This window comes from Micromonospora sp. TSRI0369, from assembly GCF_001905625.1.
Taxonomy (GTDB): domain Bacteria; phylum Actinomycetota; class Actinomycetes; order Mycobacteriales; family Micromonosporaceae; genus Micromonospora; species Micromonospora echinospora_A.
The window spans coordinates 669,967-688,129 of record NZ_LIVU01000003.1 but is presented as its reverse complement, the minus strand read 5'-3'; the positions used below and the strand labels follow the sequence as shown (position 1 = coordinate 688,129).

The window sequence follows — 18,163 nt, the reverse complement described above, 5'->3', positions numbered from 1 at the left end:
ATGCCCACCTACTTCTCCCCCGGCATCTACGTCGAGGAGGTGCCCAGCGGGGCCCGCCCGATCGGACCGGTCGGCATGAGCACCGCCGCCTTCGTCGGGGTCGCGCCCAACCGGACCGCCCACGTCGGCGAGGCGCTGGCGGTGAACAGCTGGACCGAGTTCCTGCGGCTGTACGCCGACGGCGAGCACCTGGAGAGCACCCCGCTGGCCCGCGCCGTGTTCGGCTTCCTGGACAACGGCGGCACCCGCTGCTGGGTGGTGAACGTCGGCGAGGGCGGCCGGCTCACCGGCACCGGCGGGCGGCGCGGCGGTCTGGATCTGCTGGAGGCGATCGACGAGGTCTCCATCCTGGCCGCCCCCGGCTACCACGACCCGGTCTCGCACGAGGCGCTGATCAGCATGGCCGAGCGGCTGCGCACCATGGTGGCGATCTGCGACCCGCCGCCCGAGGTCACCGACGTCTCCCGGCTCACCCGGGTCGCCACCCCGGGCAAGCCGCCCAAGCCCGCGTCGGCCGGCTCGGCCGCGTCGGCCGACAAACCCCCGGAGGGTACGCCGGGCGACGCCGACGACGAACCGCCCGGCACCGGCGGCGACCGGCCCCGGCAGTCGGACTTCGCCACCTTCTACTTCCCGTGGATCCGGGTCCGCGACCCGCTCAGCGGCGACCTCGTGCTCACCCCGCCGAGCGGGCACGTCGCGGGCATCTGGGCCCGCACCGACGCGCTGCGCGGCGTGCACAAGGCGCCCGCCAACGAGCCGGTACGCGGCGCCGTCGACCTCGCGTACCGGGTCACCCGCCCCGAGCACGACGTGCTCAACCCCAAGGGCGTCAACGTGATCCGGTTCTTCGCCGGGGAGGGCATCCGGCTGTGGGGCGCCCGCACGCTCGCCGCCGAGGCCAGCGAGTGGCGCTACCTGAACGTGCGGCGGCTGTCCATCTCCATCGAGCAGGCCATCGCCAACGGCACCCGCTGGATGGTGTTCGAGCCGAACGACTTCACGCTGTGGCGCTCGATCCGCCGCGACATCGGCGCGTTCCTCACCCGGGTGTGGCGCGACGGCGCGCTGCTCGGCCGTACGCCCGAGGAGGCGTTCTTCGTCAAGTGCGACGAGGAGACCAACCCGGCCGACGTCCGCGACGCCGGAATGGTGGTGGCCCACATCGGCATTGCTGTGGTCAAGCCCGCGGAGTTCGTGGTGTTCAAGCTGAGCCAGTGGGCCGGCGGCACCGAGACCGAGACGATCGGAGGCTGACATGCCCACCACCGCGACGCCGCAGCCGGGAGCGCCCGTCGACCCGTACCGGGCGTACCACTTCAAGCTGCTGATCAACGGCGTCACCAACGGGCACTTCACCGAGGTCAGCGGCTTCGAGGTGGCGATACCGGCGCTGTCGTACCGGGAGGCGGGCAACGAGCGCATCCGGGCCGTGCCCGGCCAGGTGGAGTACGCCCCGGTCACTCTCCACTTCGGCCTGACCAGCTCACGGGAGCTGTGGGACTGGGTGAACGCGGCGGCGAAGGGCACCGTCAACCGGCGCAACGTGTCGGTGGTGCTGCTGGACCCGGCCGGCACCGCCGAGGTGCTGCGCTGGAACATGATCAACGCTTGGCCGACCCGGTGGCGGGGCGCACACCTGAACACCCTGTCGCAGGAGATCGCCATCGAGGCGCTGACCCTGGCGTACGAGGGTCTGGAGCTGGAGGCCGGCGGTGCCGCCGCCCCGGCGACCGCGTGACCGGCTGGCCCGCGCGCTGCGGGCCACCGCCGACCGCCTGTCCGGTCCGGGCCCGGCCGCGGACGTGCCGCCCTCCCCCGGCCAGGCTCCCGAGCACTGGCGGCGCCTGGTGGCGGCGCACGCCCCCGGACTGCTGCGCGACCTTCCCCCGCCCGCCGATCCCCCCCTGCCCGCCGATCCCCCCGCGCTCTCCGCCCCTTCCCCGCCCTCCGCTCCTTCCCCGACCTCCGTCGAACGGCGCCAGAGGGGCCGGTGGCGCTGGATGGCCCGCTTGATCAACGGACTCGCCGCTTCCCGCAACGGCCCGCCGAGATCTTGGTACGAAAGGGCCCCCATAGGGGCCGTTTCCTACCAAGATCTTCCGCAGGTCTTGGAGGGTGGGACGGGGATCTCGGAGGGTGGGAGATCCGTGGAGCGGGTCGGACGGGGTGCGGCGCTGCCCGGGCCGGGAGTGGCGTCCACACGGGTGGATGGTGGGGAAGGCACGGCGGGGGCGGAGACCTTTCCGCCGGCGGTGGACACTCGGTGCCGCTCGGGCCAGGCGGTACGCCCGGACGGTGCCAGGTCACGTGAGGACGCTCCGGCGTGCGGGTGCGTAACGTCACGCGGCCCGGCCGGATCGGCGTGCCTCGCCGAAGGATCCGGGTCGCGGGACGCCCTCGGCAGACCACGCACCCACGGCACCCCGGCCACCGGCAACGGCACCGGACCGGCCACCGGCAAGGGCACCGGCACCAGAGCCACGGCCATAAAACCCACAGCATCCGCCGGCACCGGACGAACAACAGGTGGAGCAACCAGTAGCGCCGGCAGCAGTGATCGCAACCGCACCGACAGGTCCACCGGCACCGGCGCGCCCACCAGCGCCGACCGGCGCACCGGCCCGGCCAGCAGCCGGGACACGGTCGGATCGCCCGGTCACGTAAGCTCCGGCGAACCGGACCGGCCGGCGCCGTCCGAGCGGCGGCCCGACCTCGATCGGGTGGACGCTCTCCGGAACCTCGCACAGCTCGACCGGGGCCGGGCTCGGCACCGGGACGACGGAGCGGACGTGCCGCCCGATCGAGGGGACGTGCTCCCGCTCGTCTTCGCGGCTGCGCCACTGTCGTCGCCTCCCGGACCGGCCACACCCACCAGGGGCGATCGAACCGGATCGGCGAACGGTCGCGACGGGGCCGGGGACGGAACCGTCGCCCGGTACCCGGGGCGGGCCGCCGGCTCACCGCACCCGGACGGGCACGACCCGGCGTCCGGCGGCGAGTCCTGGGCGAGGCAGGGGCAGCGGGCCGGACGGCCCACGTACGGCGGCCCGTGGCCGGCGCTGCCGGAGAGCTCCGGCCCGATCCGCACGACGGGCCCGGTGTCGACCGGGATGGCGGAGGGCGGCGGGCCAGGCGCGGACCCGTGGCCGGCGCTCCCGGCCGAACCGGCGTGGCAGCCCTCGCGCACCACGCCGTGGAGTGACACGGCCCGGCTGGACCGGGAACAGGCGGGTGACTGATGGAGCGCGTCGCCTTCCTCGTGGACGAGTCCGGCACCCGGGTCGACTGCCTGCTCAACCCGGAAACCGTGCAGGTGACCCGGCTGGCCGGGGTACGCCCGCGCGGCGGCCCGGACGGTCCGCTGACCGGTGCCGGGCTGGCCGACGATCCGCTGGTCTTCACCGGCGGCGGCCGTACCGAACTGGTCCTCGATCTGCTCTTCGACGTCGACTTCGTGGAGTCGCCGGCCCGGCCGCAGGACGTGCGCGCGCTGACCCGGCCGTTGTGGATGCTCGCCGAGAACTCGACTGTCGAGCACGGCTGGCTGCGCCCGCCGCTGGTCCGCCTGGTCTGGGGCAAGACCTGGAACGTCCCCGGCGTGATCACCGCGATCGCGGAACGCTTCGACGCGTTCACGCTCACCGGCACACCCCGGCGTTCCTGGTTGCGGCTGAAGCTGGTCCGGGCCGCGGAGAGCGCCGAAGCGGCACGCGCCGGATTCGAGGAGGAACTGGCCGCGGCGAGCACCCCTGCCGTCGCGCCCGGCTCGGCGGTGGTCGCCGCCGCCGACGGCGCGGCCGAGCCGGGCTGGTCCGGGGTGCGCTTCGACCTGCTCGCCCACGACGCGCTGGGCTCGCCGCTGCGCTGGCGGCTGCTCGCCGAGCACAACCGCATCACCGACCCGCTCACGGTGCCCGCCGGCACGGCGCTGGCCGTGCCGCCGGTCGGCGCCGCCACCGTCCCGCCGGATGCCGTCACCACAGGGGGTACGCCGTGAGCCGGGCCGCCCTGGTCACAGTCGACGGCCGGCCGCTGGCCGACCCCGCCCGGCTGCGCGCCGTCCGGGTCGCCGCCCGCCTCGACCGCCCGGCGCAGTGCGAGCTGACGTTCGCCGCCGCCCCGGGCGCGGGCCCCCTCGACCCTCCGGTACGCCCCGGCGCCACAGTCGACGTGCGCCTCGACGGGCAGGCGGAGGCGCTGTTCACCGGTGAGGTGACAGCCGTCGAGCGGGAGTACGCCGGTGACGGCGTGCCGCTGGCGCGGATCCGGGCGTACGACCCGCTGCACCGGCTGCGCAAGCGGCAGGAGCTGCGGGTGTTCGAGTCGGTGACCGCCGCCGAGCTGGCCGCCGACCTGTGCGCCGGGCTGGGGTTGAGCGTGGATGCCGAGGACGACGGGCCGCGCCTGGACCGGCTGCTCCAGCACCGGCACACCGACCTGGACCTGCTGTGCGAGGTGGCCGGCCGGGCCGGGCTGCACCTGGGCGTGGACGGTGACCGGTTGCGGCTGTTCACGCTGGACGGCTACGGGGAGCCGCTGCCATTGACGCTCGGCGAGACGGTGCACGCGCTGCGGATCACCGAGAACCTGGACCGGGCGGGCGCGGAGTGCGCCGTACTCGGCTGGCACCCGCAGCGCGCCGAGGCGCTGAGCCAGCGCGCGGACGAGGCGCGCAGCGGACGGCGTATCCCGCTGCGCCCCGAGCCGGGCGACGTGGGCGCGGACGGCGTCCGAACCGCTGTCGACCAGCCCGGCCGCAGCGACGACGAGCTGGCCGCGCTCGCCCAGGCCGGGCTGGACGCCCGGGTGGCGGCGTTGGTCACCGCCGAGGGCACCGCGGAGGGCGACCCGGCGCTGCGGCCCGGCCGGCGGATCGCGCTGGCCGGCGTCCCGGAGCCGCTCGCCGGGGTGTACGTGCTCACCGAGGTGGTGCACACGGTGGACGCCGACGGGCACCTGACCCGGTTCTCCACGGCGCCGCCCGGCCCGCCGCCGTCGGCCGCGCCCCCGGCGGCGACTGTCACGCTCGGCACCGTCACCGACGTCGACGACCCGGACGGGCTGGGCCGGGCCCGGGTGACGCTGCCCGCGTACGGCGATCTGGACGCCGGCTGGCTCGCGGTGCTCTGCCCGGGCGCGGGCCGGGGCAAGGGCATCGTCGCGCTGCCCGATCCGGACGACACGGTGCTGGTGGCGCTGCCCGGCGGCGAGCCGGCCTCGGGCGTGGTGCTCGGTTCGCTGTTCGGCGCGGTCGAGCCGTACGACACCGGGATCGTGTCCGGCCGCTCGCGCCGCTGGTCGATGCGGACCGGCACCGGGCAGTCCATCGTGATCGACGACGACGGGCGCACGCTGCGGCTGGCCACCGACGCGGGCAGCTTCGTCGAGCTGCGCCCCGAGCTGACCACCGTGCACGCCGCCGGTGACCTGGTGCTCTCCGCGCCCGGCCGGGCCGTCGTGGTGCGCGGGCGCACCGTCGACTTCCTGCACGCCCCGGCGGCCGAGGACGCCGAGACCGCCGCCGCCCAGGCCCGTACGCTCGCCCGTTCCGCCGGAGGTGGCTGATGCGCTGGATCCACCGCGACTCGCTGATCACCTGCGGACACGACGGGCGGGTGAGCAACCGCCCGTCCCAGCAGTGGGTGACGGTCCAGGCCGTGCCGGTGCTGACCCGCCCCGACCCGGAGGGGCGCGACATCACCGCCTGCCCGAACTACGGCCCGACGATCAAACTGTGCCTGCACACGCTGACCGTCACAGTGGGTTACAGCACGTGGGTGCGGGTGGACCGGCAGCCGGTGGTGCTGTCACACCTGGACGGCCTCACCGACGGCACCCCGCCGGGCACCGTGCACCACCAGGTCCGCGACGTGCGGCAGAGCTTCCTCGGGGCGGACGCATGAGGGCCTTCCGCTTCGTCGGCGCCGGCTTCGACGCCGGCCGCGCCGGTGGTCTCGCGCTCACCGCCGCCGGCGGGCTCGCCATGACCGACGGCGACGAGACGGTACGCCAGGCGCTGTACCTGCTGCTGTCCACCACGCCCGGGGAACGGCTGATGCGCCCCGGGTACGGGTCGCGGCTGCACCGGCTCGTGTTCGCGCCGAACGACGACACCACAGCCGGGCTGGCGATCCACTACGTGCGGCAGGCGATCCGCCGCTGGGAGCCCCGGGTCGAGGTGCTCGACGTGGACGCCGGCCCGGACCCGGACGACCCGTGGCGCCTGGTGATCCGGCTGGACTACCGGGTCCGGGCCAGCCTCTCCCCCGGCCACCTGGTGTTCTCCGTCGACCTGCTCCCCGCCGACGAGGAGACCGCAGACGAGGAGGGCACGTCATGACGCTGCCGGTGCCGCACCTGGACGACCGCGCCTTCCTCGACCTGGTCACCGAGGCACGGGACCGCATCGCCCGGTCCTGCCCGGACTGGACCGACCTGTCCGCGCACGACCCGGGCATGGCGCTGGTGGAGGCGTTCGCCTACCTGACCGAGGTGATGATCTACCGGCTGAACCAGTTGCCGGAGAAGGCATACGTGGCGTTCCTGAACCTGCTCGGCGTCACCCGGCACCCACCGGCGGCGGCCTGGGCGGACGTGCGCCTGACCCGTACCGGCCCGGACCGAGGCCCGGTGCGGGTACCGGCCGGCACCCGGGTCGCCGCGGCCCGCGGCGCGGACCCCCGGCCGGTCGTCTTCGTGACCACCGAACCGGCGGTGCTGCCCGCCGGGGAGACCACCGTGACGGTACGGGTGCACCACTGCGAGCCGGTCGAGGCGGAGCTGCTCGGCACCGGCACCGGACAGCCCGGTCAGGTGTTCCGGGCCGCCCGCGCGCCGCTGACGCGTACCACCGAGGCGCTGGACCTGCTGCTCGGCGTGGAGGTGCCCGCGGGCTCGGTGGAGCTGGGCGCGGCGGCACGCGAGCACGAGGGCCGCACGTACGAGATCTGGCGGCCGGTGGACAGCTTCGCCGGTGTCGGCCCGCAGGCGAAGGTCTACCTGGTGGACCGGGCGTCCGGGGTGGTCACGTTCGCCCCGGCGCTGGACCTGCGCCCGGTCGTGGACGCTGCGGCCGTCGAGGGGGCGGCCGGGGCGACCACAGTGGCGGCGGTGCCGCCGGCCGGGCGGCAGGTGCGGCTCTGGTACCGCTGCGGCGGCGGGCCGGCCGGGAACGTGGCAGCGGGTGTGCTGACCAGCCTGCGCGACCCGCTGCCCGGGGTGAAGGTGGACAACCCGGCGCCGGCCACCGGCGGGCGGGACCTGGAGTCGCTGGAGTCGGTGCTGGCGCGCGGGCCGTACGAGTTCTTCGCCCAGCAGCGCGCGGTGACCGCCCGGGACTTCGAGATCCTGGCCACCGGCTCCGGGGCGGTGGCGCGGGCGCGGGCGTTCACCCGGGCCGCCGTCTACAGCTTCGCCCGGCCCGGCGAGGTCGAGGTGGTGCTGGTGCCGTACGTGCCGGACGCGGCCCGCCCCGGCGGACGGCTGCCGGTGGAGGTGCTGCGCGAGCACGAGGTGGAGGAGGCCCGCCGCCGGGTCGAGGCCGACCTGGAACGCCGCCGCGCCCTGGGTACGGCGGTGCGGGCGGGCTGGGCCCGGTACAAGGCGGTGTCCATCCAGGCCCGGGTGGTGGTGCGCCGCGAGGAGGACGTGGACGCGGTGCGCCGCCGCATCCACGACCGGCTGCACCAGACGCTCAGCCCGCTGCCCACGCCGCTGAACCCGGCCGGCTGGGCGTTCGGCGAGCCGCTGCGCGCCTCGAACGTGTACCGGATGCTGGAGCACGCCGAGCCGGGCGTGCGCTACGTCGAGTCGGTGCGGTTCGTGGTCGACGAGGCCCCTGACGCGCAGGTGCGCACCGTGGCGGTGGACCAGTACCAGGCCGACACCTGGTACGCCGGCGGCGGCCCGGTGCTGTTCCGCTCCACCAACGCGGGGGCGGGCTGGGAACCGGCCGGCCGGTTCGACGGCGAGACCGTGGTGCGGGTGGTGCCCGCGCCCGCCCCGGTACGCCCCGGCGTCGTCCCCCGGGCCGGTTCGGTGGCGGTGGTGACCACCCGCGACGCCGGAGGTTCCCGGGTCCGGCTGAGCACCGACCTGGGCGAGACGTGGACGCTGCTGACCGACCTCGACTCCGGCGTCCGCGATCTGGCCTGGATCGACCGTGACGGCACCGGCGCGCTGCTGCTGGCCACCGACGCGGGCCTGTACGAGGTGCCGCTGCTGCCCGGCGCGGTGCCGTTGCAGATCCTGGTCGACCCGGCCGACGCGGACCGGGGCTTCTACGCGGTGCGCGCGTTCGTCTCCGAGCGCGGCGCGCCGGGGGTGGCGGTGGCCGCGCAGGCCGGGTTCGGGGTCTACCTGTCCACAGCGGCCGGACGGCCCGGCACGTTCGCCCACGTCGGCCTCGCCAACGTCGACAACCGGGTGCTCGCCGTGCAGTACGACGGCCCGGCCACGCTGCTGTGGTGCGGCGCGGGCGAGCCGGACCCGAAGAAGCCCGGGCAGGGCTGCCACCGCACCCGGCTGTTCGAGTCGGACGTGAAGTGGCAGTCGATGGCGTCAGGCTGGATCGGCGGCACCTGCCGGGACCTGGCGTTCAGCGGCCCGCTCGCGCTGGCCGCGACGCAGAGCGGCGGCGTGGTCCGGCTCGACACGCTCGCCGGGCAGCCGCAGTGGTCGCCGGTGATGGTCAACTGCGGGCTGCCGCTGCGGGACCGGACCCGGTTCGTCCCGGTCGACGCCATCGCCGCCACCGCGCCCACCGGCACGTCAGGCGCCGGGCGGCTGGTGCTCGCCGGCGGTGAGCGCGGCGTGTTCCGCAGCGGCGACGGCGAGGACTGGACGGCGAGCGCCAACCAGGCCACCGCCGACGTGGTCACCGTCCCCGGCACCTGGCTGCTCTGCTCCGGCGAGCACGACATCGAGGTGGTGCGGCAGGATGCGCCGAGCGGCGATTGAGCGGCTGCTGCCCGCCGCGTACCAGCGGGCCGCCGGCCGGGGCAGCGTGCTGGGCGCGCTGCTGGACGTGATGGAAGCGCTGCACGCCCCGGACGAGGCGGTGCTCGCCGACGTCGACGCGCTGTTCGGGCCGTACCGGACGCCGGACGGGTTCGTGGCCTACCTGACCCGCTGGGTGGCGATGGACCACGTGGTCGCCGCGCCCCGCGCCGACGCGCCGCTGCCGTTGCCGGTGGGCCGGCTGCGGGACCTGGTGGCGCACGGCGCGCTGCTGGCCCGGTGGCGCGGCACCCCGTACGGGATGCGGACCGCGCTGGAGCTGGCCACCGGAGTGACCGGCTTCGTGCTGGACGAGCCGCCCGAGCGGCCGTTCCACCTGGTGGTGCGGGTGCCGCCGGCCGCCGCCGACCGGCTCGCGCTGGTCACCCGCATCGTCGAGGCGGAGAAACCGGCCGCGGTCACCGTCGAGGTCGTCGCCGCCCCGGCCGACGTCGCGCCACCCGACCCGGTGCCGCCCGACCTGGGGCCGCCGGACCCGGTGCCGCCCGAGCCGGACGTCGCCGAGCCCGCCGCCGGGGTCGCTTCGGTGCGCGCTGTCGGCCGGGCCCACGTACCAGCACCCCTGCCCCACGATCCGCCCGAGGAGCCGTCATGACCACCGAATGGACAGTCGTCGCCGCCGCCGAACAGTTCACCCTGGACGCCCGTAACAACGGTGAGCTGACGTTCACCGTGTCGAACCCGGGTACCGCGCCGGACACCGTCGTCTTCGACGTCGCGCCCGGTGAGGGCAGCCAGCGGGCCTGGTTCACGGTGGCCGAGCCGCAGCGGGTGGTGCCCGGGCAGGGCTCGGTGTCATTCCTGGTCCGGCTCGCCGTGCCGCCCGGCACGCCGCCCCGGCGCTACGACATGAGCGGGTTCGCGTACTCGGCGAACACCGCGCCGGAGGAGAGTTCCCGCTCCAGCGGACGGGTCACGTACGACGTGCGGGCCGTCGTACCCCCGAAGCGCGCGCCGTGGCCGTGGATCGCGGCCGCCGCGGCGCTGGTGCTGGTCGTGGCCGGGGTGGTGGCCTGGCTGGTGACCCGCGGACCGGACACCCCGGCCCCGCCGCAGGCGAATGCGGTGACAGTGGAGGCGGAGTCGCTCGTCTCCGGCGCGGCGGTGCAGTCCCCCACCGGCGCGAAGGCGGAGGTGGTGGCGCAGAAGAACTGCTGCGACGTGGTGTGGTCCGGTGACGCGCAGCTGTTCTTCCTGGGCCGGGCCGTGGGCGACCGGGTGACGGTGCAGGTGGACCTGCCGGCCGGCGGCACCTGGCGGTTTTCCACCGTGCGGACCACGTCGTTCGACTACGCCAACACGATCTGGCTGGTCGACGGCCGGCAGGTCGGCGACACGTTCTTCGGGTTCAGCCCGACGGTGGTCCGCACCGACGAGGTGGACGTGGGCACCGTGGAGCTGACCCGCGGCCCGCACAAGCTGACGCTCGTGGCGGTGAGCAGAACCCAGGGCACCGACAGGTACTTCGCCGGAGTGGACGAGATCCGCTTCACGCCCGTCGTCCGGCCATGACAACCAGGCAGAAAGTGCTGCTGGTGGCGGTGGCAGTGCTGCTGGTGGCGCTGTACGTGGTGGCGGTGGCCGGTCGCCGCGACGACAGGGGCGACCCGGCGGCCGGGCCGGGCGCGCTGGCTCGCCTGGGGCGCGGATCCGGGACGGTCGACCCGGCGACGGTGGCGGTGACGTGCCTGCCGCCGGCCGCCGAACCGGCCACCACCGCCGACGGGGTGACGCTCACCTTCGGGACGGTGTGCCGGCTGCGGGTCGCCGACCCGGGCGCGCTGCGCACGCTCGTGCTGCGCGGCACGACACCGTTCCAGGTGACCGCCCGCGCGCCGGGCGACGCGGACGTCACGGTCACCGACGAGGTCGCCCCCGACGCGAACGGCCCGGCGGTGGCGAAGGTGGCCGTGGACCGGGAGACCGAGGTGCTTCTGCGCTGTCCGGGAGGTGGCGGATGCGCCGTCACGCTGGCCCGGTCCTGACCGGGACGGAGACGCGGTATGGGTGAGTTGCGCAAGCCGTTCCTGCTGCTGGCCCTGCTCGCGGTGGCGCTCGTGGTCGGCGTGGAGCTGGGCGCGGCGGCGCTGACCGGCGGCGGCGACGCCGGCGGCGCGCTGCGGGACAGCGCCGGGCGGCTCGGCGTCGAGCTCGGCGACGTCGGCGCGGTGTCCGAGCCGTCCGGGCGCGGCATCGGCTATCTCGCGCTGATCGACGTGGTGGCGCTCTGGACGACCGGGCTGTTCTGCCTGAGCCTGGTGCTGCCCGACCGGGTGCAGGGCCGGGTGCAGGGCGTGGCCACGCTCGTCTTCTCGATCGTGCTGCTGCTGGTGTCGCTGGTTCTGCTGATCGTCGCGTTCGTCGAGCTGACGGTGATGGTGTCGCTGTTCCTGGCGCCGCCGTTCGGCACACTGGCGTACCTCGCGGTCTGGGGCTTCTTCCCGGTCGACGACGCGGCGGTGCTGCTCGGGCTGGCGCTGCTGCTCAAACTGGTCTGGGCCGCTCTGCTGCTCGCCGCCCAGCCCCGGTTCCTGCGCAACAAGGGCCTCGTCGCGCTGGTGCTGACCACGCTGCTGTGCACAGTGGTGTTGCAGTTCCTGCACGCCCTGGTGCCGGTGATCCTGGTCAGCATCCTGGACGACCTCGGCGCCGTGGTGTTCGCCGTGGTGGCGCTGATCTGGGCGCTGGTGCTGCTGATCGGGTCGATCCCGGCGATCGTGAAGGCGGTCCGGACCACGGCGACGACGTCCGGCCGTACGGTCAGGTGACCGCGCCGCCGGCCGCGAGCGTGGCCAGGCGCGGCAGTTGCGCCGGGTCGGTGAGCGCCGACCCGACAGCCACCACGCGCGCCCCGGCGGAGAGGAAGTCACCCGCGTTGCCGGCATCGACGCCGCCGGTGGCCACGAACCGGGCCTCCGGCAACGGCCCGGCGACAGCGCGGAACCACGCCGGGCCGAGGCTGACCGCCGGGAACGCCTTGAGCCACACCAGGCCGTGGTCGAGTGCCCGCTGCGCCTCGGTCGGGGTGGCCACGCCGGGCAGGTGCGGCACGCCGAGACCGGCCGCCGCGTCGGCCACCGCCAGATCCAGGCCCGGGGCCACTGTGAACGCCGCCCCGGCGGCCACCGCGTCGTGGACCTGCGCCGGGGTACGCACGGTGCCCGCGCCCACGATCCGGCCCCGCCGCCGCCCGGCCGTCACGGCGGCGCGCAGCGCCGGCACCGCTTCCGGGGTACGGATGGGCACCTCCACCACGGCGATGCCGAGATCCCAGGCCAGTTCCGCCAGCCGTACCGTCTCACCGGGCGGCAGGTCGCGCAGGATCACCATCACCCGCGCGTCGCCGAACAGGGCCTCGAAGTCGTGCCCGCTCATCCTCTGCTTCCTCCCCTGACCTGCTCGGTCCACATCGTCTCCGGCAGCGCCAGCGCCCGCGCGATCGTCTCCGGGTCCGGCGGCGGGGCGGTGTCGCCCGGCACGGCCAGCACCGGCGCCGCGGTCAGGTGCCCCAGCCGCAGGCAGGCTCGCAGGTCCAGGCCGCGCAGCAGCCCGGAGAGGAACCCGGCGGCGAACGCGTCTCCGGCGCCGACCGGCTCGACCACGTCCACGGGCAGCGCCGGCACGAACACCGCCGGCCCGGTACGCGGCAGCGCCGTCGCGCCGACCGGACCGTCCTTCACCACCACCAGCTCCGGGCCGGGCAGCAGCGCACGAACAGCGGCCGGATCGTCCGCCGACCAGAGCACTGCCGCCTCGTCCAGGCCGACCAGCACCACGTCGGCGCGGTCGGCCAGGTCACGCAGGACCGGGCCGGCCCGGTCGGCGGGCCAGAGCGACGGGCGGTGGTTCACGTCGAAGCTGACCCGGGCGCCGGGCAGCGCCCGCCCGTTCAACGCCGACACGAGCAGGTCACGGCAGGTGCCGGAGAGCGCGGCGGTGATGCCGGACAGGTGCAGCAGCCGCGCCCCGGCCAGCCCGGGACGCGCGAGGTCGGCGGCGCCGAGGCGGCTCGCGGCCGACCCGGCACGGTGGTAGTGCACGCGGGTCCCGTCCGGCCCCGGATCCTTCAGGTAGAGCCCGGTCGGCGCGGCCGGATCCACTGTGACCAGGCTGACGTCCACGCCAGCGGCGGCGACCTCGGCCACCACCCGGCGGCCGAACGGGTCGTCGCCGACCCGGCTGACCCACGCCGTGCGGTGCCCGAGCCGGGCCAGCCCGGCCGCCACGTTGGACTCCGCACCGCCCACGCCGACAGTCAGTCGCGCGGCGTGCTCCAGCGACCCACCGTCATCCGGGGCGAGCACCACCATCGTCTCGCCCACGCAGACCACCTCCGGCCCGCCCGCCGGGCTCACGGCGTCACCCCCAGGCGGGCCGACACGTCGGCCGGGTCGAGGTGGCCGTCGGCGACCAGCACCCGGTGCCGGTTGTGCCGGGGCCGCCCGGCCGCGACCACCGCCGGGCTGTCGAACGCGTACGCCACGCAGACACCCGGGTACATCGCGGTGCGCACGAACCACCTGTCGCCCGGCCCCAGACCGGTGAACACCAACGTGTACGCGCCACCGCCGGGCGCCGAGGCGGACATCGCCAGCCAGGGCGCGGCCGAGCCGTTCACCGCCTCCTCACCCGCCGCCTCGGCGGTGCGTACCCGCGCTTCCCTGTCGGCCACGGCACGCCAGAAGAATCCGCCGTACCCGGCACCGCCCGGGCGGCCGTTCGTGGCCGGGCTGCCCAGACGCACGTCGGCGCCGGTGGCGGAGGTGAGCGTGGCGGACAGGTCCAGCCACCAGGCGTCCTCCCCGGCCGGGGTGGCGGTGATCCGCCGGTGCTCGCGCAGCAGCACCCGGCCGTGCCGGTCGCGCCACTCCAGGTCGTGGTCGAGCCGGTCGGCGGTCCGCTCCCGCCAGCCGGTGTGCGCGATGACGCCGTGGTCGTCGCGCCAGGTGTAGCCGGTGCCGCGCACGTATGTCCGGCCGCCCCACAGGTTGACGCCGTCCACGTCCTGCACGGTCAGTGACGCGCCGAGGTGCCAGACGTGGTCGGCCGGGAGCGCGTCGGTGACCGGGGTGCCGGCCCGGGTCCGCACCGGATGCAGGTACGGCCGGGGCCCGTGGCGCAGGTCCAGGTCGGGGCGGACCAGGTACCGGGCCACCTCGGCGCCGTCCACCACCAGCCGGGGTTCGGCGTCGGCGTCGTCAGAGCCGGCAGCGGCGGAACGGGGTTCGGCGGTCACGTCGGGTCCGGGGCGGGGACCGGGCGGCGGGCGTCGAGCGCGTGTAGCGCCGCGAGGGCGTACCCGCCGAGGATCGGCACCGCGACCGGCGTGACCAGCACGCCCAGCAGCACAGCCAGCGCGCAGATGCCGGAGGCGGCGGCCCACACGCCGGGGCGCTGCGGGCAGGAGCGCGCCACCCGGCGGGCGGCCGTCCGCCAGCCCCGGCCGCCGGTGCGTCCGACCGCGACGGCGACCAGGCCCGCGTACCCGAGCACTGCTGCCACCACCACGGCGGTGAGCGCGAGCGCGGGCCCGCCGCCGGGCACCCGGCCGGTGGCGAGCGCGACCAGGTCGGCGGCGAGCAGCGCGACGGCGGCGAGCGCGACGGCGCTGACCGCCAGCCCGGCGGGCAGCGCCCGGCCGAACCGGGCCAGGCTGGTCCGCGCGTCGGGCCAGGCGCCGGTGACCGACCGGTCGTGCAGCGCGGCACTGGCGGTGGCGAGCGCCGGGGCGAGCGTGAGCACCGGCAGCGCGGCGAACGCCACGGCGAAGCCGAGCAGCGCCAGGTCGGTCGCCTCGCGCAGCGTGTCCCGCCAGTCGCCACGGGCCGGCACGGCATCGGGGTGGGCCGGCACGGCGGTCATCCCTTCAGCCCGCTGGTGTTGATGCCCTCGACGAGCATCCGCTGGAAGGCCAGGAAGAACAGGAACACCGGCAGCAGCGACAGCACCGACATGGCGAACATCGGGCCGACGGCGCTCTGGCTGGTCGAGTCGATGAACAGGGTCAGCGCCACCGGGACGGTGTAGTCCTCCAGGCTGGACAGGAACACCAGCTGCCGGAAGAAGTCGTTCCAGGTCCAGATGAACGAGAAGATCGCCGTGGTGACCAGCGCCGGGCGGCTCAGCGGCAGGATGACGTGCCGGAACACGCCGTACGGGGAAGCGCCGTCGATGGTGGCCGCCTCGTCCAGCTCGCGTGGGATGCCGCGCATGAACTGCACCATGAGGAAGACGAAGAACGCCTCGGTGGCCAGGAACTGCGGCACCAGCAGCGGCAGGTACGGCCAGTCGCCGCCGACCAGGCCGAGGCTGCGGAACAGGATGTACTGCGGCACGATCAGCACGTGCCCTGGTAGCAGCAGCGTCCCGATCATGACGGTGAACCACAGCTTGCGCAGCCGGAACCGCAGCCGGCCCAGGGCGTACGCGGCGAGCAGGCAGGACAGCGCGTTGCCGACGACGGTGAGCCCGCTGACCAGCGCGCTGTTGAGGAAGAACCGGCCGAAGCTGATGTCGAAGTTGGTCCAGCCGTCGAGGTAGTTGCCGGGGGTGAACCGTTCCGGCAGCAGGCCGACGTTGTTGACGATCTCGGCCTGCGACTTGACTGACGTGCCGAGCATCCAGAACAGCGGGTAGAGCACCACCGCGACGATCGCCACGAGCACGACGAGCCGCAGCACGTTCCGGCCACTGCCCGGCCGGCGGGTGGCAGGGAGCACCGTCATGAGTCGTCTCCGTCCGAGTAGTGCACCCAGAACCGGCCGGTGCTGAAGAAGACGGCGGTGATCACGCCGATCGCCAACAGGAACACCCACGCCATCGCCGACGCGTAGCCCATCTCCAGGTCGGTGAAGCCGGAGATGTAGAGCTTCAGCGTGTACATGAGTGTGGAGTCGACAGGGCCGCCGGTGCCGTTGCTGAGCACGAACGCCGCGGTGAAGCCCTGGAAGCCGTTGATCGTCTCCAGCACCAGGTTGAAGAAGATCACCGGGGAGAGCATGGGCAGGGTGACCGCGCGGAAGCGCCGCCACGCCCCGGCGCCGTCCACCGCCGCCGCCTCGTACAGCTCGGTGGGCACCTGCTTGAGCCCGGCCAGGAAGATCACCATGGGCGCCCCGAACTGCCAGATCGCCAGCACCATCAGTGTCTCCAGCGCCCAGTCCGGGTCGCTGACCCAGGGCAGCCCTTCGACGCCGAACAGGGCGAGGAACGAGTTGAACGCGCCGTCCCGGTTGAACATGTTGACCCAGACGATCGCCAGCGCGACGCTGCCGCCGAGCAGCGACGGCAGGTAGAACAGGCTGCGGAACAGCCCGACGCCGCGCCAGGCCCGGTTGAGCAGCAGCGCCACGCCGAGCGCGGCGGCCAGCTTCAGCGGCACCGCGATCAGCGCGAACGTCAGCGTCACCCGCACCGCGTGCCAGTACGACGGGTCGGCGGTGAACATCCGCTCGTAGTTGGCCAGCCCCACCCACCGCACCTCGGACAGCGGCGTGAGGATGTCGTAGTCGGTGAAGCTCAGCCAGAGCGACAGCAGCATCGGGATCGCCGTGACGCCCATCAGTCCGATGAGCCAGGGCGAGAGGAAGACGTACCCCGCCAGGCCCTCACCGAGCCGGGCCCGGCCGGCCCGACGCCGCGTGGGGCGAGGGCCGGCCGGTCCGGTGCGCGGGGTCCGGCCGGGCGCCGTGGTGAGAGCCACGGGACCGGTCCTTTCGTGGGTCAGGCGATCGCGGACTTGCAGGCGGTGACGAACTGCTCCGCCGCCTGGGCCGGGGTGGCGCGGCCGTACTGGGCGTTCTCGGCGGCCTTGACCAGCTCGGACTTGACCTTGCTGTGCCCCTTGATCGGGACCTGGGGCGAGGCGCCGAACTTCTGCGCCAGGTCGGACTCGACCTGGATGGACTGCTTCATGGCTGGGTCGGTGGCGGTCTCGCTGACCTTGGCGCGCAGATCCATGTTCGACGGCAGACCGCGGTCGGTGCCGAGCAGCGCGACCGCCTCCGGGTCGTTGTTCAGGAAGTTGATCACATCGACGGCGACGTCCTTGTGCTTGCTGCCCTTGAACACCGACCAGTACATCGAGGCGCGCGCCCACTGCGCGCTCGGGTCACCCGGGTACGCGACCACGCCCAACTCGTCCTTGGTGTTCTTCTTCAGGTCCGGCATCTGGTTGACCCACACCCAGGAGGTGGCCGACTTGCCGGTGACCACGAGTTGCTTGGTGATGTCGCTGGAGTTGCCCTCGTGGATGACATCGGGCGTCGGGGTGGCGCCCCGGTCCCGCGCGCCCTTCCACAGCTCGAACCACTTCGTCACGTCCTCGGCGGTGAAACCGAGTTCCTTGCCGTTGTACAGGTCCTTGCCCTGCTGGCGCAGCCACACCCAGAGCGCCTTGTAGTCGGCGCTCGGGTCCTGGGTGCCGGGCACCTTCGTCTTCTTCGCCACCTGCTCAGCCCAGGCGATGTGCTCCTCCCAGCTCATCCCGGTGGTCGGCTCGGGCAGCCCGTTCTTGGTCAGCAGCGTCTTGTTGTAGACCAGGCCCTGGGTGTTCTCCCCGGCGGCGACCCCGGCGAGCTTGCCGTCCACCACGCCGTACTCCAGCAGGCTCTTGGGGAACTTCGACACGTCGAGCTTGCCGGAGTCCTGGTAGCTGCCCAGGTCGAGCGTGGTGCTGCGGCCGGCGTACTCGGCCAGGTAGTTGTCGTCGATCTGGAACAGGTCGGGCGGGTTGCCGCCGGCGGTCAGCGTGGCGAGCTTGTCGAAGTAGCCCTGGTTGGCCTGCCAGGTCTTCTCGAACGTCACGTCCGGGTGCTTCTTGGTGTAGAGGGCCAGGGCGTCCTCGGTGAGCTTGGCCCGGGCCTCGCCGCCCCACCAGAAGACGGAGAGTTTGACCGGGCCGCCGTCGTCGCCGGCGGAGTCGTCGCCGCAGCCGGCCGCGCCCAGGGCGAGCGGCACGGCGAGCGCGACGGCGGCCAGGCCGCGCACGAGTCGGCGTCGGGTCATGGGGGTACGGTGATGCCGCCCGGCGGGTACGCCGGCGGTGGGGGACGTTGCGGGGTGCATCTGCGCTCACTCCTCGGCTGTGGGAGGCGACGACGTCACCGGCGGCCGTCCACGGGCCGCCCGGGTCCGCAGGGCT

General features: G+C 74.5%; 19 protein-coding genes. 12 read left to right on the top strand and 7 right to left on the bottom strand.

Translation table 11 applies throughout. The features are described from left to right. From AMK25_RS11920 to AMK25_RS11865, 12 genes are all read left to right on the top strand, one after another. Window positions 1–1,257, top strand: a complete 1,257-nt coding sequence (locus AMK25_RS11920) for a phage tail sheath family protein (RefSeq protein ID WP_073828409.1) — start codon at window positions 1–3, stop codon at window positions 1,255–1,257. A 1-nt stretch (window position 1,258) separates the two neighbouring features. Next, window positions 1,259–1,741, top strand: coding sequence for a phage tail protein (locus AMK25_RS11915; RefSeq protein WP_073828408.1), 483 nt, complete (start codon window positions 1,259–1,261; stop codon window positions 1,739–1,741). 1,051 nt (window positions 1,742–2,792) lie between these two features. Continuing rightward, entirely contained in the window at window positions 2,793–3,242 is a 450-nt protein-coding gene (locus AMK25_RS32700) for a hypothetical protein (RefSeq protein ID WP_241826333.1), read from the top strand. Beyond that, window positions 3,242–4,000 carry a CIS tube protein gene (locus AMK25_RS11905; RefSeq protein WP_073828406.1) on the top strand — a complete coding sequence of 253 codons (759 nt, stop codon included), beginning with the start codon at window positions 3,242–3,244 and terminating at the stop codon, window positions 3,998–4,000. Before AMK25_RS32700 ends, AMK25_RS11905 begins: the two co-directional genes overlap by 1 nt. Continuing rightward, entirely contained in the window at window positions 3,997–5,568 is a 1,572-nt protein-coding gene (locus tag AMK25_RS11900; RefSeq protein WP_073828405.1) for a phage baseplate assembly protein V, read from the top strand. Before AMK25_RS11905 ends, AMK25_RS11900 begins: the two co-directional genes overlap by 4 nt. Beyond that, on the top strand, window positions 5,568–5,906 hold the full coding sequence (locus tag AMK25_RS11895) for a hypothetical protein (RefSeq protein WP_073828404.1): 339 nt from the start codon (window positions 5,568–5,570) through the stop codon (window positions 5,904–5,906). Before AMK25_RS11900 ends, AMK25_RS11895 begins: the two co-directional genes overlap by 1 nt. Continuing rightward, a complete protein-coding gene (locus AMK25_RS11890) occupies window positions 5,903–6,343 on the top strand; it encodes a GPW/gp25 family protein (RefSeq protein ID WP_073828403.1) in 441 nt (146 codons plus the stop codon). The genes AMK25_RS11895 and AMK25_RS11890 overlap by 4 nt, the downstream gene beginning before the upstream one ends. Beyond that, complete coding sequence (locus tag AMK25_RS11885; RefSeq protein ID WP_073828402.1) at window positions 6,340–8,961, top strand: putative baseplate assembly protein; 2,622 nt, start codon at window positions 6,340–6,342, stop codon at window positions 8,959–8,961. Before AMK25_RS11890 ends, AMK25_RS11885 begins: the two co-directional genes overlap by 4 nt. Next, complete coding sequence (locus AMK25_RS11880) at window positions 8,942–9,616, top strand: phage tail protein (RefSeq protein ID WP_073828401.1); 675 nt, start codon at window positions 8,942–8,944, stop codon at window positions 9,614–9,616. Before AMK25_RS11885 ends, AMK25_RS11880 begins: the two co-directional genes overlap by 20 nt. Further along, window positions 9,613–10,533 (top strand): hypothetical protein, encoded by a 921-nt coding sequence (locus tag AMK25_RS11875; RefSeq protein ID WP_073828400.1) that lies wholly within the window; start codon window positions 9,613–9,615, stop codon window positions 10,531–10,533. Before AMK25_RS11880 ends, AMK25_RS11875 begins: the two co-directional genes overlap by 4 nt. Then, window positions 10,530–11,006, top strand: coding sequence for a hypothetical protein (locus tag AMK25_RS11870; protein ID WP_073828399.1), 477 nt, complete (start codon window positions 10,530–10,532; stop codon window positions 11,004–11,006). Before AMK25_RS11875 ends, AMK25_RS11870 begins: the two co-directional genes overlap by 4 nt. An 18-nt stretch (window positions 11,007–11,024) precedes the next feature. Beyond that, window positions 11,025–11,789, top strand: coding sequence for a hypothetical protein (locus tag AMK25_RS11865; RefSeq protein ID WP_073828398.1), 765 nt, complete (start codon window positions 11,025–11,027; stop codon window positions 11,787–11,789). Here AMK25_RS11865 and AMK25_RS11860 read toward each other — a convergent pair. Genes AMK25_RS11860 through AMK25_RS11830 form a run of 7 tightly spaced genes read right to left on the bottom strand, consistent with a single transcriptional unit; the run spans window position 11,782 to window position 18,087 of the window. Continuing rightward, complete coding sequence (locus AMK25_RS11860) at window positions 11,782–12,396, bottom strand: bifunctional 4-hydroxy-2-oxoglutarate aldolase/2-dehydro-3-deoxy-phosphogluconate aldolase (RefSeq protein ID WP_073828397.1); 615 nt, start codon at window positions 12,394–12,396, stop codon at window positions 11,782–11,784. The genes AMK25_RS11865 and AMK25_RS11860 overlap by 8 nt on opposite strands. After that, window positions 12,393–13,343, bottom strand: a complete 951-nt coding sequence (locus AMK25_RS11855) for a sugar kinase (RefSeq protein ID WP_241826332.1) — start codon at window positions 13,341–13,343, stop codon at window positions 12,393–12,395. The genes AMK25_RS11860 and AMK25_RS11855 overlap by 4 nt, the downstream gene beginning before the upstream one ends. A gap of 29 nt (window positions 13,344–13,372) precedes the next feature. Further along, a complete protein-coding gene (locus AMK25_RS11850; RefSeq protein ID WP_073828395.1) occupies window positions 13,373–14,257 on the bottom strand; it encodes a PmoA family protein in 885 nt (294 codons plus the stop codon). Then, the gene (locus tag AMK25_RS11845; RefSeq protein ID WP_073828394.1) at window positions 14,254–14,883 is read right to left on the bottom strand and encodes a hypothetical protein; all 630 of its coding nucleotides are present in this window, start codon (window positions 14,881–14,883) and stop codon (window positions 14,254–14,256) included. The genes AMK25_RS11850 and AMK25_RS11845 overlap by 4 nt, the downstream gene beginning before the upstream one ends. Beyond that, window positions 14,880–15,746 carry a carbohydrate ABC transporter permease gene (locus AMK25_RS11840; protein ID WP_073828393.1) on the bottom strand — a complete coding sequence of 289 codons (867 nt, stop codon included), beginning with the start codon at window positions 15,744–15,746 and terminating at the stop codon, window positions 14,880–14,882. Before AMK25_RS11840 ends, AMK25_RS11845 begins: the two co-directional genes overlap by 4 nt. Beyond that, window positions 15,743–16,723 (bottom strand): carbohydrate ABC transporter permease, encoded by a 981-nt coding sequence (locus AMK25_RS11835; RefSeq protein WP_073828392.1) that lies wholly within the window; start codon window positions 16,721–16,723, stop codon window positions 15,743–15,745. Before AMK25_RS11835 ends, AMK25_RS11840 begins: the two co-directional genes overlap by 4 nt. A gap of 20 nt (window positions 16,724–16,743) precedes the next feature. After that, window positions 16,744–18,087 carry an ABC transporter substrate-binding protein gene (locus AMK25_RS11830; protein WP_073828391.1) on the bottom strand — a complete coding sequence of 448 codons (1,344 nt, stop codon included), beginning with the start codon at window positions 18,085–18,087 and terminating at the stop codon, window positions 16,744–16,746. Window positions 18,088–18,163: the final 76 nt, after the last annotated feature.

Excerpts from the sequence above, each read along its gene's own strand:
- AMK25_RS11915 (WP_073828408.1), top strand. The coding sequence starts at position 1,259 with ATGCCCACCACCGCGACGCCGCAGCCGGGAGCGCCCGTCGACCCGTAC.
- AMK25_RS11895 (WP_073828404.1), top strand. The coding sequence starts at position 5,568 with ATGCGCTGGATCCACCGCGACTCGCTGATCACCTGCGGACACGACGGG.
- AMK25_RS11860 (WP_073828397.1), bottom strand. The coding sequence starts at position 12,396 with ATGAGCGGGCACGACTTCGAGGCCCTGTTCGGCGACGCGCGGGTGATG.
- AMK25_RS11870 (WP_073828399.1), top strand. The coding sequence starts at position 10,530 with ATGACAACCAGGCAGAAAGTGCTGCTGGTGGCGGTGGCAGTGCTGCTG.
- AMK25_RS11830 (WP_073828391.1), bottom strand. The coding sequence starts at position 18,087 with ATGCACCCCGCAACGTCCCCCACCGCCGGCGTACCCGCCGGGCGGCAT.
- AMK25_RS11865 (WP_073828398.1), top strand. The coding sequence starts at position 11,025 with ATGGGTGAGTTGCGCAAGCCGTTCCTGCTGCTGGCCCTGCTCGCGGTG.
- AMK25_RS11885 (WP_073828402.1), top strand. The coding sequence starts at position 6,340 with ATGACGCTGCCGGTGCCGCACCTGGACGACCGCGCCTTCCTCGACCTG.
- AMK25_RS11890 (WP_073828403.1), top strand. The coding sequence starts at position 5,903 with ATGAGGGCCTTCCGCTTCGTCGGCGCCGGCTTCGACGCCGGCCGCGCC.
- AMK25_RS11880 (WP_073828401.1), top strand. The coding sequence starts at position 8,942 with ATGCGCCGAGCGGCGATTGAGCGGCTGCTGCCCGCCGCGTACCAGCGG.
- AMK25_RS11875 (WP_073828400.1), top strand. The coding sequence starts at position 9,613 with ATGACCACCGAATGGACAGTCGTCGCCGCCGCCGAACAGTTCACCCTG.
- AMK25_RS11920 (WP_073828409.1), top strand. The coding sequence starts at position 1 with ATGCCCACCTACTTCTCCCCCGGCATCTACGTCGAGGAGGTGCCCAGC.
- AMK25_RS11840 (WP_073828393.1), bottom strand. The coding sequence starts at position 15,746 with ATGACGGTGCTCCCTGCCACCCGCCGGCCGGGCAGTGGCCGGAACGTG.
- AMK25_RS11845 (WP_073828394.1), bottom strand. The coding sequence starts at position 14,883 with ATGACCGCCGTGCCGGCCCACCCCGATGCCGTGCCGGCCCGTGGCGAC.
- AMK25_RS11905 (WP_073828406.1), top strand. The coding sequence starts at position 3,242 with ATGGAGCGCGTCGCCTTCCTCGTGGACGAGTCCGGCACCCGGGTCGAC.